The organism is Chryseobacterium vaccae, assembly GCF_009602705.1.
Classification (GTDB): Bacteria; Bacteroidota; Bacteroidia; order Flavobacteriales; family Weeksellaceae; genus Chryseobacterium; species Chryseobacterium vaccae.
Map to the genome: position 1 here is coordinate 2,860,211 of NZ_VSWH01000001.1, position 15,926 is coordinate 2,876,136.

The 15,926-nt window shown below is 37.8% G+C and carries 13 protein-coding genes; 9 read left to right on the forward strand and 4 right to left on the reverse strand.

Going from position 1 to position 15,926, the window contains the following annotated elements; all coding sequences use genetic code 11:
- The first annotated feature begins 66 nt into the window (after nucleotides 1–66).
- From FW768_RS13020 to FW768_RS13050, 7 genes are all read left to right on the forward strand, one after another.
- Entirely contained in the window at nucleotides 67–2,952 is a 2,886-nt protein-coding gene (locus FW768_RS13020) for a T9SS type B sorting domain-containing protein (protein WP_153396069.1), read from the forward strand.
- Nucleotides 2,953–3,192: 240 nt separating this feature from the next.
- On the forward strand, nucleotides 3,193–6,585 hold the full coding sequence (locus tag FW768_RS13025) for a T9SS type B sorting domain-containing protein (protein WP_185151976.1): 3,393 nt from the start codon (nucleotides 3,193–3,195) through the stop codon (nucleotides 6,583–6,585).
- 318 nt (nucleotides 6,586–6,903) lie between these two features.
- Complete coding sequence (locus FW768_RS13030; RefSeq protein WP_153396071.1) at nucleotides 6,904–7,692, forward strand: hypothetical protein; 789 nt, start codon at nucleotides 6,904–6,906, stop codon at nucleotides 7,690–7,692.
- Between the two features lie 295 nt (nucleotides 7,693–7,987).
- Nucleotides 7,988–8,761: a DUF6759 domain-containing protein gene (locus FW768_RS13035; protein ID WP_153396073.1), complete on the forward strand. Its 774-nt coding sequence runs from the start codon at nucleotides 7,988–7,990 to the stop codon at nucleotides 8,759–8,761.
- A gap of 306 nt (nucleotides 8,762–9,067) precedes the next feature.
- Nucleotides 9,068–9,745 (forward strand): tRNA (guanosine(46)-N7)-methyltransferase TrmB, encoded by a 678-nt coding sequence (gene trmB, locus FW768_RS13040; protein WP_153396075.1) that lies wholly within the window; start codon nucleotides 9,068–9,070, stop codon nucleotides 9,743–9,745.
- Nucleotides 9,746–9,760: 15 nt separating this feature from the next.
- Nucleotides 9,761–10,462 (forward strand): DUF6759 domain-containing protein, encoded by a 702-nt coding sequence (locus tag FW768_RS13045; protein ID WP_231128683.1) that lies wholly within the window; start codon nucleotides 9,761–9,763, stop codon nucleotides 10,460–10,462.
- A gap of 5 nt (nucleotides 10,463–10,467) precedes the next feature.
- Nucleotides 10,468–10,911 (forward strand): DUF6759 domain-containing protein, encoded by a 444-nt coding sequence (locus FW768_RS13050; RefSeq protein ID WP_153396077.1) that lies wholly within the window; start codon nucleotides 10,468–10,470, stop codon nucleotides 10,909–10,911.
- Nucleotides 10,912–11,043: 132 nt separating this feature from the next.
- On the opposite strand, the gene rpsB is transcribed toward FW768_RS13050, so the two are convergent.
- The 3 genes from rpsB to rplM form a co-directional block, all read right to left on the reverse strand.
- The gene (rpsB, locus tag FW768_RS13055; RefSeq protein ID WP_153396079.1) at nucleotides 11,044–11,805 is read right to left on the reverse strand and encodes a 30S ribosomal protein S2; all 762 of its coding nucleotides are present in this window, start codon (nucleotides 11,803–11,805) and stop codon (nucleotides 11,044–11,046) included.
- 203 nt (nucleotides 11,806–12,008) lie between these two features.
- A complete protein-coding gene (rpsI, locus tag FW768_RS13060; RefSeq protein WP_047373582.1) occupies nucleotides 12,009–12,395 on the reverse strand; it encodes a 30S ribosomal protein S9 in 387 nt (128 codons plus the stop codon).
- Between the two features lie 6 nt (nucleotides 12,396–12,401).
- Complete coding sequence (rplM, locus tag FW768_RS13065; RefSeq protein ID WP_027375420.1) at nucleotides 12,402–12,857, reverse strand: 50S ribosomal protein L13; 456 nt, start codon at nucleotides 12,855–12,857, stop codon at nucleotides 12,402–12,404.
- Nucleotides 12,858–13,201: 344 nt separating this feature from the next.
- On the opposite strand from rplM, the gene FW768_RS13070 reads away from it, so the two are divergent.
- Nucleotides 13,202–14,305 (forward strand): DUF3667 domain-containing protein, encoded by a 1,104-nt coding sequence (locus FW768_RS13070; protein WP_153396081.1) that lies wholly within the window; start codon nucleotides 13,202–13,204, stop codon nucleotides 14,303–14,305.
- 91 nt (nucleotides 14,306–14,396) lie between these two features.
- Complete coding sequence (locus tag FW768_RS13075; RefSeq protein ID WP_153396083.1) at nucleotides 14,397–15,518, forward strand: DUF3667 domain-containing protein; 1,122 nt, start codon at nucleotides 14,397–14,399, stop codon at nucleotides 15,516–15,518.
- A gap of 30 nt (nucleotides 15,519–15,548) precedes the next feature.
- On the opposite strand, the gene FW768_RS13080 is transcribed toward FW768_RS13075, so the two are convergent.
- Entirely contained in the window at nucleotides 15,549–15,881 is a 333-nt protein-coding gene (locus FW768_RS13080; protein WP_153396084.1) for a hypothetical protein, read from the reverse strand.
- Nucleotides 15,882–15,926: the final 45 nt, after the last annotated feature.

The window sequence follows — 15,926 nt, forward strand, 5'->3', positions numbered from 1 at the left end:
ATTTACATTTCATTAACACTATTTGAAATATTATTTTAATTTTGTAGAAATCCTAATCCCATACACATGAAAAAATTTCTACTCAGCTTAGTATTGGTTTTTTTGACGGTAAATATGGTTTTTGCACAAAGGGACACCGAACACTGGTTTGCTCCTATGGCCGCAAGATCACTTGCTCTATCGTCTGCTAAACAGGCATTATATCTGTCTACAGATTCTACCACTCCTTTTGATGTAGAAATCTACAGCCGAAATGCTACCGGCTATCAGCTGCTGGCAACAAGAACGATCAGTAAAGGCGACCCTAAAACATATGATGTAGCAACAGCAGTAATGACTACTTCAACTTCTACAGAACTCTTCAAATCGGTAAACAAGGGTCTGTATGTTAAAGGAACAAAACCATTTTTCGCCAATTACAGATTCAGTGTAACCAGTCATGGGGAAATATTAACCTCTAAAGGTAAAGCTGGTATCGGAACTAAATTTTATGTAGCTACAGCCCCTGTACTTGCGTCATCATCATTGATGCAGTACCTTAATTTTACGACAGGGATTATGGCTACAGATGACAATACAACGATCACTGTTACAGGATATGATGCGGGTGTTCAGTTTACCAATGGTACAACAGGAGCTACTGTTCCCACGATGAACATCACTCTTAATAAAGGGCAGTCCTACATCATTGAAGGACAGATGAACAACGGAACCAATGCAGCCGGATTTATCGGTGCTAAAATAGAATCCAACAAACCGATTTCTGTCACCAACGGAAATTTCAATGGTCAGTTTGCCCTTCCGGCGACTTCCGCTCTTTCATCAGATATTGTGATGGACCAGTCTGTTCCCGCAGACCGATTAGGAAATGAATTCATCATGGTAATTGGAAATGGTGGAACCACTAAAGGAATAGAAGACGCACTTATTGTAGCCACAGAAAATAACACCGAAGTTTACCTGAACGGATCAACATCTCCTGTTCAGGTTCTTAATGAAGGACAGTGGATGAGAGCAGGGCAGGGTCCAAACGGCACATTTGTTAACCCTTATATCGATCAGGGAAGCGGGCACCTGAATATGCACATCAAAACGTCAAAAAATGTATACGTATACCAGATGCTTGCCGGGCTTCTCAATACTGAGGCAACGGTAGGATTCAATTATATTCCACCGTTAAACTGTTTCCTTCCAAGAAGAATTGATGAGATAGGAAAAATAGAAGAACTTCCGGAAACCAGCAGTAGCGGGGCTAAAAATGTAAAATTAAATATCCTGACTGAAGCGGGAGCTACCGTTACCGTTACAGCCAACGGAGCCCCTCCTACCAACCCAACAGCAGCACAGGGACCTTTCCCTGTAGCCGGAACTACAGCATGGGTATCTTACTCCATTCCTAATGTTACCGGAAATGTCACCGTTACTTCTACAAAAGCCGTTACTGCAGGGATTGCTGCAGGAAGTGGAGCTGTAGGATATGGAGGTTATTTTGCAGGATTCTCTTCAATTCCTGTTATTACAAAACGTTCCGGAGAATGTGCCCCGGGAATCATATTGGAAGTGGATGACAGCTATGAAGGATACCAGTGGTACCGAAATGGAAATATCATCGTTGGAGCAACAACCAACGTATATGCTCCAACGCTTTCAGGAAACTATACTGTAAGAGTAAGCATGGGAACATGTCCACCTCTTACCACCCCAATTTATAAAGTATTCAGCTGTTTAAAAGAAACTACACAGGCTCTTAATATTTGTGCAACCAGAGTGATTACTCCTGCATTCACAGCATCTTCACAAACTCCGGTGCCTGGTACTGTAGTGATTGTTACTCCGCCTACCAATGGTACTGCAGTTGTTAATCCTAACGGAACGATCACTTACACTCCTACAGCAAATTATAACGGACCGGATAAAATTGTTTATAAATTCTGTGGTAACGATACTGAATTTACAGATTGCGAACAGATCACTTTAAATCTTACTGTAGTTCCGTTCGTCGTAAAAGATGCAGAGATCAAAGCCTGCTGGTATGACGTAGCTCCTTATGCTTATTTTGATCTTACAAAAGCTGACATCACAGATTATACTTTAGCTATTAAAAAGTATTATCGTACAATGGCAGACCTTAATGCCGGAACCAATGAAATTACCCCTGCTGATAATTTCCCTGCTACCGGAGGTATCGTTTTTGTTAAGGTAACAACTCTTGAAGGATGTATGGCCATTTCAAAAATTACGCTTACCCCGCTTCCTATCAGAAAATCACCAATTCTGGTAGATCAATATATCTGTATCGATAGCAGAACCAACCTGGATGCAGGTCCTGGATATGATTCCTATTTATGGAACACCGGAGCAACAACATCATCTATTCAGGGTGTTGGAGTTGGAGAATATTCTGTAATACTGGGTAAAAACGGATGTTTCTTAACACAGATTGTAAGAGTTAGAAAAGCTGAAGATCCGGTGATCTCTCAGATAGAAATTTCGAATACCACTGTAACAGTAATAGCCAACGGAGGTAAAGCTCCTTATAAATATGCAGTAGACGGACAATCCAACTGGCAGGATTCTAATATATTCACAGGATTGACCAGAGGACAGCATACATTCTATGTAAAAGATGCTTACAACTGTAATCCTACTTCTGTAGAAATTACCGTTCCGAACCTGATCAATGCCATTACGCCAAACGGTGATAATAAAAATGATTATATTGACTACAGTGAATTATCTTACAAAGAAAATCTTTCTTTCATGATCTATGACCGATATGGAAATAAGGTATTCACCGGAGATAAATTCAACAACTACAAATGGAACGGAAGACACTTTGACAAGAAAATACTAACCGGAACGTACTGGTATCACATCAACTGGAATGAATCTAACAAAGAGAAGACTCCAATTAAGTATACCGGATGGGTTTTAGTGAAAAATATAGAGTAAACGAAACTTTACTATGAATTTCAACCACGATTATAAATCGTGGTTTTTTTATGTATTAAATGTAAACTCAATAATAAAAACAGACAGCCATAAAATATACAGGCTGAAGCTTGGCCAAAACAGGGAATAGCAGATAAACAGTAAAACTTTCAAAACCACGAACTTAAAATCGTGGTTTTTATTATTTTTTAAGGCATTAATACAATTTATTATTAAATTTGTGATAAACCTGTAATCTGAATGAAGAAAATTCTATCTTTTTTATTTATATTTTATATTTTCACCTCTATTTCCGGCCAGCTGGACAGAGAGCATTGGTTTGCCCCTATGGTTGACAGAACAGGTAATCCTGATCGATATCAGAAGCTCTATTTATCAACAAACAGAACTACCTCTTTTCCAGTCAGCATCTACAATAATAATATCCTGATAGGTACTGTAGATATCAGCAAAAATAATCCTCAGAAGTTCGACGTATTAAGGTCGTACATCATTACTACCCAACAGGCGGATTTGTTTACGCCTACCTCTAAAGGCCTCTATCTGAAAGCCGAATTTCCTTTTTATGTCAATTTAAGGTTTTCAGTTTATAATCATGCGGAAATCATTACCTCAAAAGGGATTCCGTCTACGGGAAAAAACTTCTATGTAACCACTGCTCCCATCTCCGTTTCCAATCCCATACTGAATTTTATGACCAGTATTCTTGCCACAGAAGACAATACCACAGTTACAGTAAACGGATATAAACCTACAGTACAATTTTCAAACGGAACAACCGGAACAACCAATCCTACGATGACTTTCACGCTGAACAAAGGGCAGTCCTATATTATAGATGGTCTCGGTACCGTAAATACGGATGGATTTATTGGTGCAAAGATTACTGCTAATAAACCCGTAAATGTCACCAATGGAAACTTTAACGGTCAATATTCCGGAAATATAACAACCAGCTCCGATATTTTAATGGATCAGTCGGTTCCTGTTGAAAGGCTGGGAAGTGAATTTGCTTTGGTAAAAGGAAACGGCGGTATAGGGGCTAATATGGAAGGTGCTATTATTGTTGCTACTGAAGATAACACGTTAGTATATGTCAATAATGAAATTCCGCCTGTAGCTACTTTAAATACCGGGCAGTATTTTGTTATTCCTGATACCAAATACCAAAACCAGGGAAACAACCATTATAACCTTTATATCAGAACGTCCAAAAATGCTTATGTTTATCAGATTCTTGCCGGAGACTCCACAACCGGAAATGAGTCAGCTACCGGAGGTTTCAATTTTATTCCGGCTCTGAACTGCTATCTACCCAAACAGATCAACGAGCTGGGTTTCATCAACGAAAATTATGTTCTTTCCAACAACAATCCTCTGGGTATTCTCAATATTCCTACCAAACTGAACCTTATCACTGAAAGAGGGGCCAGTGTTACAGTAAACGGAGGAGTTCCTCCCGCAACAACAGGACCATTCAACATGACTGGAACCACCAACTGGGTTACCTATGGCATTCCCAATGTTTCAGGAAATATTACCATTGTTTCGGACAAAGCTATTACTGCTGGGATTACAGCAGGAAGTGATGCTGTGGGATATGGAGGATTTTTTGCTGGTTTTCCCACACAGCCGGTTATTCTCAAATCCGGAGGTGATTGTGTTCCCGGTATTGTACTTACAATAGATCCTATTATTTATGACTCCTACCAGTGGTATGTCAACGGTGGGATTATTCCCGGCGCTACCGGATCATCCATTACGCCTACACAATCAGGATACTACACCTGTTCCGTAACGATGGGCAGCTGTGCACCTTTGATTACAGAACAATTTAAAGTACAGAATTGTACAAAACTGACTACCGTATCTTATAATGTCTGTACTCCACTGACAATAACTCCTACATTCAGCAGCTCGGCACAAACTCCTGTAGTCTCTACCATTGCTATTACTACAGCTCCTGCGCTAGGAACCGCAACAATAAACCCAACAACCGGAGCAATTACCTATACCCCTACCCCGGGAGCTTCCGGAACGGACACCTTCACGTACACGTTCTGCGGCAATGATCCTGTTTTTACAGATTGTGAAACGGTAACGGTTACCATTAATATAGAATCACTAACTGTTAGCAATGTACCCCTCAGAGCCTGTAATATCAACGGGCAGGGAACTTTTAACCTGACAACCGCGAATGTTACCAATAACTCACCAGTAACCATTACTTATTATCCAACTCTTATCGACGCGCAGACTGAAAATGCAGCCGCCCTTATTACAGCACCTAATACCTATACTGCACCTGACGGAACCATTGTATATGCCGTTGTAAAAAATTCGATAGGATGTAAAAGTATAGCACAGATCACTCTTTCATTATATAATCTGGCCATTGTTCAGGATAATTATACAGGGGTTTTCTGTGATGATAATTTCGATGGAACAGTTAATATCACCTTATCCGCTATCACTGCCATTGTATTGAATAACCCGACCTATTTTACCAATGTAAGGTATTATGCTTCATTGACTGATGCCAATGCGGGAAATAACAATACACTTCCGAATAACTGGAGCTACACCGCTGTTACAACGATTTATATAAGAGTGGATTCTCCCGATGGATGTGCTGCAGTGATTAAGCCGTTAAAATTCAGTATCGGAGCAAGGGTTCCACTGATTACTACAGCTGCATCTGTTACTCTCTGTGATGACGATCTGGATGGAGTAAAAACAGTCAGTTTAGCTTCACTTATTCCGTCATTTACATTAGACCCAAGTGTTACGTATACTTTCTATGCTACTTTAGCTGATGCACAGAATAACACCTCTCCGATAGCCGCATCGGTGACCGTTACCACAGCTGCCCAGACGTATTATATCCGGTTTGAAAAGAACGGAGTGTGCCCTGAAGTCGGCTCGATTAGAATTACTCTTAAAGTACCTAAAAAATCAGATATTTTAAAAGATAAGATCATTTGTCCTAAAACCACCACGACTTTAGATGCAGGCCCCGGATTTGAAAGTTATCTGTGGAGCACAGGTGCTACTTCACCTTCCATTACCAATGTTCCTGCGGGAAGTTATTGGGTAGACCTTGGCTTCAATGGTTGTGTTTACCGTCAGAACGTTACGGTGTCAGAATCTCCACTGCCTATGATCACTTCAATTGAAATTAACGGATCTACTGTTACAGTAGGCGTAAGCGGAGGAACTCCTCCTTATGAATATTCTCTGGATGGAGTTAGCTGGCAGAGTTCAAATGTTTTCAATAATGTACCGAGAGGCAACCACACTGTTTTTGTAAAAGATTCCAACTACTGTGCGGAAGTTAAAAAAGAGTTCGCCTTGATCAACCTGATCAATACAATTACTCCAAACTATGACGGTCATAATGACCAGATTGATTATTCAGCCTTAATGGCCAATGATAATCTGGAATTCAGGATATTCGACCGGTATGGAGCAGAGATCTTCAGAGGAACTCCAAGCAACCGGTACATCTGGGACGGAAAACTGGGCGGAAGACCTGTACCTACGGCTACCTATTGGTACTTCATCAGCTGGACAGAATACGGATCCGCTATTTCGGTGAAATATTCAAGCTGGCTTTTGGTAAAACACAAATAGCCTGCATTCAATATAATGAAAATAAGATGAACGGACCGGAAGAAGGAAGAGAAAGATTAGAAATTATTGTTGGATATATACTTTCTGAAAGTTATCCTAAAAATGATACTATTCAATGGGGGTTTCTTCCCTCTTCAAACCCTTAATTTCTGCATCTGGCAGGTAAAACCGACCTTCTTCTGTTAGTCATTTCTTCATTTGTAAAAGCTTATAACATTCATTAACAGTTTACTATAAAAGTTTAATATAACTTTAACCTGTAATCGTCATCTTATAAGGTATAAATTGCTGTATTTCTGCGTAATTTTGCCCCCATATATGAATAAGCTATTTACCCTTTTTCTGTTGATTTTTATAGTAAAGATCAATGCACAGATATACTCCGGAGAGGTGTTTTTAAAAGATAACTCGATTCTGTATCTCAACCAGGTCTACGTTACCAATCTGAATACCCAGAAAACCGTACTTACCGATTATAACGGAAACTACAACATTCCTGCAGCGCCCGGAGATGTGATCCGTTTTACTTCTATTGTTACAGAACGGAAAGATGTAAAGCTTACTTCTCAAATGCTTCAGCAAAAAAATCTCATCGAACTGAAGATTGCTTATTATGAAATTCAGGAGATTGTGATCAGCAGATTCAAACCTACGGGAAATCTAAGATATGATGTTAATTCAATAAGAAAAGAAGATAAAGGACTGGCTCTTAAAAAAGTGATCGGGCTTCCTGAGCCTAAAGGAGACGGAACTTCTCCGGAACTTCCGGTTGCCGGGCTTAGAGACGGCGGACTTACCTTCAGCTTAGGCAGCATCTATGATCTTCTTTCAGGCGAAAGAAAGAAAAAACAACGTTATATGGCTTATGAAAGGATGAATAGTTCTGTAACCCAGATTAAAAATTACCTGGGAACAGAATACTTTCTTAAATTTAAAATTCCGGAAAACCTGATCGATAACTTCCTGCAGTTTGTATATACCTCTGAAAATATACAGGGCTATGTACTGGCAGGCAATTTTGAAGCCATAAAAGTTCCGATTGAAAAATACCTTCCGATCTATCAAAAAAGGCTTAAAAACTCTAATCTTCTGGAAGTTGTTAAATAAAAATAAGGCAGGTCACCCATGGAATGACCTGCCTTTTCAATATTTTCATTGATTTTTTTCAAATGCAAAAGCCATATCTGAAGATAGCAGGCTGACCAGGATTAGCTACCTCTGATTATTATGCATTTTAAAAATCCATAGTATATATTTTTAAATATTCAAAAATATGTTTATTTTTATCTCACGATAATGTGTTTAAAATAAACATAATTCTATTTCGTTATCATATTAAAAGCTAATTACCCCCAAACACAAATTAAGAGGAAAACATTTTTTTTAAATTTAAAATTTGTTAATGAAAAAATTACTTTTATTTTTTGGTTCGGTTCTCTTCATCAACCTGTCTGCCCAGAAAAAGGGAAAAGACTATGCGGATATTCTAAAAAGCAAAAATATCTATGAAATCAATGCTTTTTTAAGAGATGCTCACCCTGATGACCCTAAAAGATCCGTTCTGAAGCCGCGGGTAATGGAAATGATGAAAGAATACATTAAAAACGCTCATCCGGCAGACCAGAAAGTAAAAGATATGCAGGAAATGCTGGCTCTGCTCAGAAGAAGACCTTCTACCAAAATCAGTTTCGATGAGATGAATGCCATTATCAAGCAGAAACAGATTGCAAAATATAAAGCTGAACTTGCCGCCAAACAGCCGACAACGGTATATATCCCAAGTACTGCCCAAAATACGTATGTGGTAAATACAACAGCCAATACTGCCATACCTAATGCAGAAGCAGAAGAATTCAATATGCTGATGGCCGTAAACCCGGTAGAACATCAGAACCGTACTGTAAAAATATTAAATTCATTATTTGATAATGATCCGAATAGCAAAGAGAGCATTGTACTGATTCAAAATAAATCAGACTGTAATATCATCGTGAGAATGGAGGGCGTAGGAAACACCAAATACAGGCTTGCTGTTCCTGCTCATGGTGAAAGTTCCATTGTTATAGACAAAGGCCAATATCTCTTCACCAGTTTGGTATGCGGGGCACAATATGCTTCACAAAAGACGATTCAGAAAGCGATTATGGTGGCACTAGGAAGCTCAGGTACGCAATAAAATCATTATAAATAACCTGAGATTTCGGGTTAGGAAGTTTGAGCATAAAGGTTGGAAAATAGAAGTTACTTTTAGTTATAGATACTGAAAACCACTGTAAAATCAAATTAACTAAAAAAGGATAACCAAATATTATTGATAACCTTCAGAATTTCCTTCTTTCATCTCTCAGCTTCAAACCTGTATCAATCAGATATTCTTACCCCAAACTGAGGCTAAATACGCTCATTGCATGTCTTTTAAAGATAAAAGGCAAGGTATTCTGTGCAAATTTTGTTACTTTTGCAGGATTTTATAAATGACTCGATGGGCAAAAATAAATTAGCAAGATTCGCAGAAAACAAAATATTACCAAACGTTATTCAGCCAACAAGAGAAGAAGCTTTAGAAGGCTTCCCGCTTAAAGGAAAATGGAGAGATGATTTTTTTAAAAACGAGAACCCTATCGTTCTGGAGCTTGGCTGTGGAAAGGGAGAATATTCAGTAGGTCTGGCCAGAACATTTCCTGAAAAAAACTTTATCGGAATTGATATCAAAGGAGCAAGATTCTGGTTCGGCGCTAAGGAGGCTGTGGAAAACGGTATGAATAATGTAGCCTTCCTAAGATCACAGATTGAACTTGTAGATCATTTTTTTGCAGAAAACGAAGTAGACGAAATCTGGATTACGTTTCCCGATCCACAAATCAAATACAAGCGTACCAAGCACAGACTAACCCATCCTGATTTTCTTAACCGTTATAAAAAATTCCTAAAACCGGGAGGAATCATTCATTTAAAAACTGATTCCGAGTTCCTTCACGGCTATACATTGGGATATTTGCAAGGTGCAGGTTATGAGATTATCACTGCTCACCATGACATCTATGGCGCTCCGGAATACGATCCAAACACAGAACATTTAAGAGATATTAAAACCTATTATGAAGAATTGTTCTCTTCTAAAGGTAAAACAATAACTTATATAAAATTCCGTATAACCTGATGAAATAAAACATTGATGAAAAAAAAATTTCTGACCATCCTTCTCTTCACATTTCTAATCCCTAGCTTTGCTTACACACAGAAAAAAAGCAAAGAAATCCTCAAAAGCACAAATATCAAGGAAATAGAAGAGTACCTTAAAAACGCCCACCCTGATGATCCAAAAAGAAGTGTCCTGAAACCCAAACTCATTGCACTAAAGAATTCTGAATGGACCAAAGGGGCTAAAAATGCCAAACCTATGGAAGCCAGACCTGTCATTACGGATATTCCCAACAGGTTTATGAGAAATTCAAGCTCTGCAGATGCCGAAGAATTTAAAAAGCTCATCGCAGAAACCTCAGATCAGCACAAGGAAAAAACAGTAAAGCTTCTGAACGCGATGTTTGATGAGGACATTACCCGCAAAGAAGCCGTATTGCTCTTCAGAAATAATTCAGACTGCAATATTATCCTCAGAATTGAAGGAAAAGATTTTTACAACCTTGCTGTTCCTGCACATGGGGAAAACTTTATTGTTATCAATAAAGGCTCTTACAGCCTCAACAGTAATGTGTGTGATGTAAAATACACTTCACAGAAAGACATAAAAAAAAGTATATTTGTAGTGATTGAAAATCCGGGGGCACGCCAGCCTGAAGTTAATCAGAATCAGGAAACAAGCTCTAAGGAAAGCTCCCAGGCTAAACCTTCAAAAAAGAAAAAATCTAAAAAATAACCGGCATGAAAAAACTGTTCATACTTTCCGGAATCTCAATAATCCTTGCCAGCTGCAGTGTGAATTACGGCAGCTATCCAAACCGAAATCCTTATCCTTCTTCAGGGTCAGGAAACAGCAACAGTGCTGCCAATACCGAAAGAGAATACAATGAGCTTATCAAGACCTATAAGCCTGAGACTGCTGATGTTCTGAATGATTTACTTAATTCAGATTCTCCATCCAATCCTAAAACTTCAATTTCTGTACAAAATGGTTCACGATGTAATATGGTACTTACCGTAAGCAGCAACGGATTCTTTAAAAAGATCCCCATTGCTTCCGGGAAAATGGGCTATACAATGGTTCCCAAAAATCAGAATTATAAACTCTCCGGAATGCTGTGTAATTCGCCTTATCAATCAACAAAATACATAACGAGCTCTTATTCTATAAAGCTTTCCAACTAAAAATAAGCCCACATTGTTCTGTGGGTTTTTCTTTGTACTGATTTGCCCTACAAAAGATTAATAGAAATAAAATAACAAAAAAAACGCTGGACCTAAATCCAGCGTTTTTCCTATATTAAAGAAAATCCTTAATTATTCTGCATCAAAATCAGCATCTGTATCAGCAGATACTTTTTCTCCTTCTTCTTTAGATTTTTCTTTATCAGCTTTTCTTTGAGACTGACCTTCTTTGATAGAATCAGAAACAATACTCAAGATCATATCGATAGATTTAGAAGCATCATCGTTTCCTGGGATAACGAAATCTACTTTTCTAGGATCAGAGTTTGTATCAACGATACCGAAAACTGGAATACCAAGTTTCTTAGCTTCAGTTACCGCGATGTGTTCTCTTAAGATATCAACTACAAAAATGGCAGAAGGAAGTCTAACCATGTCAGAGATAGATCCTAAGTTCTTCTCTAAGTTAGCTCTTTGTCTGTCAACTTGTAATCTTTCTTTTTTAGATAAAGTTTCGAACGTACCGTCTTTTTTCATTTTGTCGATAGAGTTCATCTTCTTTACCGCCTTTCTGATAGTAACGAAGTTCGTTAACATACCTCCAGGCCATCTTTCTGTAATATAAGGCATATTAAGTTCAGAAGCGTGTTTTGCAACAACTTCTTTCGCTTGCTTTTTAGTTGCTACGAAAAGAACTTTTTTACCTGCAGAAGTTAATTTTTCTAAAGCGTTACAAGCTTCATCCAATTTAACTGCTGTTTTATGTAAGTCTACAATGTGAATACCGTTTTTCTCCATAAAAATGTATGGAGCCATATTTGGGTTCCACTTTCTGGTCATGTGACCGAAGTGTACGCCAGCCTCTAAAAGGTCTTTTACATTTGCTTTTGCCATGTTTTCTGTTTTTGTTAGTTTACTTTCCGTCTTTTAAACAATCAACAACTTCTTTAGATGGGAGAAGCGTTTGGATGCTAAACGTAACGGGCAATTTTTGCTTTAAGCTTCAGGCATTAAGCCGTAGGCTTTGAAGCGAATTAAAAATTTTAATAAGTTTTTCAAAAAGCTTATTGCATATTGCTTTAAGCTTACCGCAATTCTTAACGTTTTGAGAATTGGAATCTCTTTCTTGCTTTTTTCTGACCTGGCTTCTTTCTTTCCACCATTCTTGCGTCTCTTGTAAGTAAACCAGCTGGCTTTAATGCTAATCTGAACTCAGCGTTGATTTCGCATAAAGCTCTTGAAATACCTAATCTGATAGCTTCTGCCTGACCTGTATTACCACCACCGAATACGTTTACGGTAACGTCATACTGACCAACAGTCTCAGAAAGGATAAACGGTTGGTTTAATTTGTAAACCATCACGTCTGTAGAGAAATATTCTTTAGCATCTTTACCGTTTACTGTAATGTTTCCAGAACCTGGTCTTACATAAACTCTTGCTACAGAAGTTTTTCTTCTTCCGATTTTGTGAACTATAGACATAATTAATTATTTAAATTCGTTAACATTAATTGTTTTTGGCTGTTGAGCTTCATGTTTGTGCTCAGTTCCTTCATATAAATAAAGGTTCTTAAGGATAGCAGCTCCTAATCTGTTTTTAGGTAACATACCTTTTACAGACTTCTCTAATACCTTTAAAGAATCTTTCTTTTGAAGTTCAGCCGCAGTCATAGACTTCTGCCCACCAGGATATCCTGTATGCCAGATATAAGTCTTATCAGCCCACTTGTTTCCGGAAAGTGTAATTTTCCCAGCATTCAAAACGATTACATTATCACCACAATCTACGTGAGGTGTAAAATTCGTTTTGTGCTTACCTCTCAAAATCTTTGCAACCGTAGAAGCTAATCTACCTAACGGCTGTCCTTCAGCGTCTACCACAACCCATTCTTTATTCGCAGTAGCTTTGTTCGCTGAAACAGTTTTGTAACTTAATGTATTCACACGTTTTAGTTAAAGATTAAACATAATTTACCCCTAAAAGGGTGTGCAAAGGTACAAATAATTTTTGTAACAGAAAAACATATTTTATTTTATCTATATAATGTGGCCTAACTTACGGTATGTTAATCGCTTTTATCATAGAAAATACCTTTGGCATAAATCTTGTAAAATGATTGGGCGTTGAAAAAATGTTCCTAAGATTCTAAAAACACAGATTTAAAGCAAAGAGTTTCTTCCCTCAACTCTTTTTTATTGCTTTTTCTTTAAAGATTCCCTCAAAAACTTATCAATATAATTATTATATCCCTGAAATAATTATATTTGTTTCCACCATATTTCACTTTATGAGCCACGGAAAATTAAGAGAAGACAAAACCTGCCTGAACTGCGGACATCAGGTTGAAGAAAGGTTTTGCCCACATTGCGGACAGGAAAATATTGAACGCAGACAACCTTTTCATTTTCTCTTCACCCATTTCATTGAGGATTTCACACACTATGACGGACAGTTCTGGAAAACCATACAATACCTGTTTACCCGCCCCGGAAAACTTACCCAGGAATATCTGGCTGGTAAAAGACAGGTCTATGTAGCTCCTGTGAAATTGTATATATTTATAAGTTTCATCACATTTTTTCTACCCAATATCTTACCTCATCCAAAAGAGGAAAATCAAAAAGCCGATCTTATCGAAGTAGAAACAAAGTCAAAAAAAGAAAAACAGAAAGCTGCCACAAAAAACATTGTAAGTGAATTACAAAAGGAGGGTGTTATATCCCATGAGACGGCCAATGCAACTCAAAATGCATTAGACGACACATTAAAGATAGAAGATGTTGAAGGAAAAAAGGACATGTATCACCTTACATTCGATACCAAAGAGGAATCTATTATGAGTGCTTATACAATAGAACAATACGATTCCATTCTCGCTAAAGACAACTCAAACGCCCATAAACTGATAAGACCAATTGCAAAAAAGGTGTTTGAATTAAAGAAGGAAGGACTCAGCAAAAAACAGATATGGGAGAAATATAAAAAAAACTTTATCCATACAATACCTAAAGCCCTTTTCGCTTACCTTCCTGTATTTGCATTCTTTCTTTGGCTATTTCATAATAAGAAAAAATGGTGGTACTTTGACCATGGCATATTTACGCTTCACTATTTCTCTTTCCTGCTATTGACAATACTGATTTTAATAGTAATAGAAAGAATTATGAGTTTTTTACCGGACTATTCACTACTAAACATACTCGATGCATTAACAACCTTAGGTCTTCTTGCCTATATGACGGCTTATTTCTTTGTAGCCCATTACAGGGTATATGAAACGAAGAAAAGAGTAAGCATATTCAAAGGTTTCCTACTATTTCTTGTCAACAACATAGGGTTACTTCTCATGTTTTTAATCTTAACATATCTAAGCTTTGTAATGCTTCATTAAAATTAATTTTACTTTAAAGATATCCGTAAAAGCGTACTGATATAATTCATTTATTTCCTGAAATAATTATATTTGCGCCAAACTCAAAACTATGAGCCACGGAAAACTAAGAGAAGATAAGACATGCCTGAATTGCGGAAACCAGGTGGAAGAAAGATACTGCCCACACTGCGGACAGCAGAACATCGAAAGCCGGCAGCCTTTTTATTATCTTTTTACTCATTTTATAGAAGACTTCACTCATTATGACGGGCAGTTTTGGAGTACCGTAAAAAACCTCCTGTTCAAACCGGGAAAACTTACCACAACTTATCTCGAAGGAAAAAGACAAAAATTCGTTCCTCCGGTAAAGCTTTATATATTTGTCAGCTTTGTCACCTTCTTTATGTTTGCTATTTTCCCTCCTTTCAATCTCAAAGATTTTGATAAAGACAAAAAGGAAAATAAAACAACCCAGACAAGCCAGCCTCAAAAACTGGCCCTGCAGGAAGCTATTAAAGCTATTGAAGCGCAAAAACGGGAGCAAAAAGACTCCGCTAAAATTGCCCAGCTTACTGAAGGACAAAACTATCTTAAGGATTCTCTGAAGTTACAGAGTTTCCAGGAAGGCCTTGAAAGCACGATAGATACAGACAAGAAAATATCTGATAGCAGCAGCTTTTTGGGCTACAAGACCCAGGAAGAATATGATAAAGGAATGGCCGGTAAAAAACGCCCGTTCGGTTTTATAAATGATGCTTTTGCCCATAAGTTTTTCAGCCTGAAAAAAGAGGGGGTAAAAAAAGGAGATATTATAAGAAATCTGGCAGAGACCTCTTTTCATCATCTACCCAAAGCTTTATTTATCTATCTTCCGGTTTTCGCCTTCTTTTTATGGATATTCCACGGCAAGAAAAAATGGTGGTACTTTGATCATGGTATTTTTACCCTGCACTATTTTTCATTCTTATTGGTAAGCATCTTGATTTTTGCCATCTTAAACAGAATTACAAATGCATTGGATAATGCTTTTCTGACTACATTAATCCGAATAGTGATGATCGCAATTATAATTTATGGATGGGCCTATTTCTTTGTTGCTCACCACCGGGTATATAAATCCCACGGCGTTGTCAGCATTATCATCGGGGGAATTATATTCTTCCTCAATATGTTTGCATTCTTGTTTTTAGTGACCGGATTAGCCTTGATCAGCTTCCTGATGCTCCATTAAAAGGAAAATATTTTGTCTGAATCCAAAGGTTTACTGGCGAAGCGATTTGCTTCCTCTGAAACTGGCAATTAAATAATACACTACAAAGACCGTAGAAAATTTCAGAATAGACGGAATAGCAAGCTGAAGATTAAAGAGCAGACTTCCTATCAGAACCAGAACTCCCATTGCCGCAAAAGACAATCCCAGTTTTTTAGGCAGCGAGAAATCGGGAGTATCCAGATAGTAAGCAAGCCCCCATGCACACCCGAAAGCAACAGCATAATAAGCGTCCACTGCCATATCCTGTGAGCTCAGAAAAAAATAATTAATAAGGAAACTCACAACGGTTCCCAACGCGAAATAAATCAAAGCTTTCTGCATATCCTTAAAATATGGTGCAAAAGTAGAGAATTTAATTTTGAGAAG